Genomic DNA, 1,612 nt, shown 5'->3' with positions numbered 1-1,612 from the left:
TCACCGTGGTGGCCGTCGCACGCGGATCAGGAGCCTACGCCGCCGGACTCAGGTCCGCTCGGCCGAACAGGAGGGCGTAGCCCGGGGGGAGTTGGGCCAGGATGCGGGTCACCAGGTCGTCGCCGATCAGCGGTGGGAGCACGCTGAGGACGGAGCTGACGTCCCAGCGGGCCGTGGCGGGAGTGGCTCCCGGGGTGCGGGACGCCACCTCGTCGACGAACCGCGCGGCGGTCAGCCGGTGCGTGGCCGGGATCTGGGCGGCGATCAGGCGGGCCGCCTCTTCGGGGAGGGCGCGGGCCAGGTCGACCCGTTCCTCGCCGATGACATGGGCACCGAGGGCCGCCAGGACGGTACGGGTGACCTGTTCGGCCTTGGTCCGGGTGTCGTACTGGCCCGACGCGCGGACTGCCTCGACGAGTCGGGGCCAGCCGTTGTCGTCATCGTGGTCTCTCGCGGTCACACCGGGCACTGTCGCCGTGCTCATGTGCGGGTTGTTCCTCCGGGTGCGTGGGTGCGGTCCTCCCGGGGCGCGCCACCGTGCGTGCGTACCGCACGCGGTGGCGCGACCCGTGGACGGGCGGTGTTCGCGGGGGGGGGTGCGGTCAGCCGCTGATCTGCTTGCGGCTGTCGCCGCCCGTGATCTGGATGCGGCGGGGCTTGGCCTGCTCGGCCACGGGAATGCGCAGGGTCAGGACACCGGCCTCGTACGAGGCGTCGATGCGCTCCGTGTCGAGCGTGTCGCCGAGGAAGAGCTGGCGGGTGAAGGTGCCGGTGGGACGCTCGGCGACCAGCGTTTCCGCGCCCTCGGGGGCGGGGGACCTGCGCTCGGCTCGCACGTTGAGGACGTTGCGTTCGACGTCCAGTTCGATCGTCTCGGGGTCGATGCCGGGGAGGTCGAAGTGGACGTAGAAGTCGTCCCCGGAGCGGTAGGCGTCCATCGCCATCGCGGACGGGCGGGTGGCGGAGCCCAGGACCTGCTGGGTGAGCCGGTCGAGTTCACGGAAGGGGTCCGTGCGCATGAGCATCACGGGTCACTCCTCTCTTCAGACGCTGTGAGTGCGATGCCCTACGTTCTATGTCCTCTTATATAGCTCGGAGGAGGAAACTTGACAAGCCTCGACTCAGGTTCGAGGCGGGGGTGGTGGGCTCGGGGCGTGTTCCGTGGGGGGTTAGCCTCGTGGTCTCGCAAGCGTGGCAGGAGGCAGGTATGGCGAAGGTTCCCAGCGCGGTGGTGGCCGCGAGCGGGCTCGTGGGCGGGTACGGCGTGGCCCGGTGGACCAGGCAGCGGCCGCTCGGCGGGGTCGTGCTCGCCGCAGCCGGTGCGGCGGCCGCACGGCAGTGGCGGCAGCAGGCCGGCGGGGTGGCCGCGGGGGCGTTGTCGGCCGCCTATGTCGCCGCGTTCGCCGGCTCTCACCCGCTGGCCCGGAAGGTGGGGGCCTGGCCTGCCGTGTTCGGCGTGGCGGGGGCCGTGGGGCTGGCGTCCTGGGTGGTGGCGGACCGGCGGCGGGGCGGGGCGTAGGGCCCGGGAAGCCGCGCGGCCCGCGGTCCGGCCTCGTGCCGACAGGCCGGGCCGCGTGGGCACACGGTGATGGGCACACGGTGCCGGGCACAC

The 1,612-nt window shown here is 73.0% G+C and carries 3 protein-coding genes; 1 reads left to right on the top strand and 2 read right to left on the bottom strand.

The genetic code is table 11. The features are described 5' to 3' along the window. Nucleotides 1–34: 34 nt before the first annotated feature. Both RIN80_RS25795 and RIN80_RS25790 read right to left on the bottom strand, forming a co-directional pair. Entirely contained in the window at nt 35–484 is a 450-nt protein-coding gene (locus tag RIN80_RS25795) for a DUF2267 domain-containing protein (protein WP_309098050.1), read from the bottom strand. Nucleotides 485–602: 118 nt separating this feature from the next. Further along, nucleotides 603–1,025 (bottom strand): Hsp20/alpha crystallin family protein, encoded by a 423-nt coding sequence (locus RIN80_RS25790; protein ID WP_309098049.1) that lies wholly within the window; start codon nt 1,023–1,025, stop codon nt 603–605. Nucleotides 1,026–1,207: 182 nt separating this feature from the next. Between RIN80_RS25790 and RIN80_RS25785 the strand changes: the two genes are divergently transcribed. Continuing rightward, the gene (locus RIN80_RS25785) at nt 1,208–1,519 is read left to right on the top strand and encodes a hypothetical protein (protein WP_309098048.1); all 312 of its coding nucleotides are present in this window, start codon (nt 1,208–1,210) and stop codon (nt 1,517–1,519) included. Nucleotides 1,520–1,612 lie beyond the last annotated feature (93 nt).

It is taken from the genome of Streptomyces sp., assembly GCF_031181705.1.
Taxonomy (GTDB): domain Bacteria; phylum Actinomycetota; class Actinomycetes; order Streptomycetales; family Streptomycetaceae; genus Streptomyces.
Note: the sequence above shows the minus strand (reverse complement) of the source record. Positions and strands in the feature narration are given on the sequence as shown.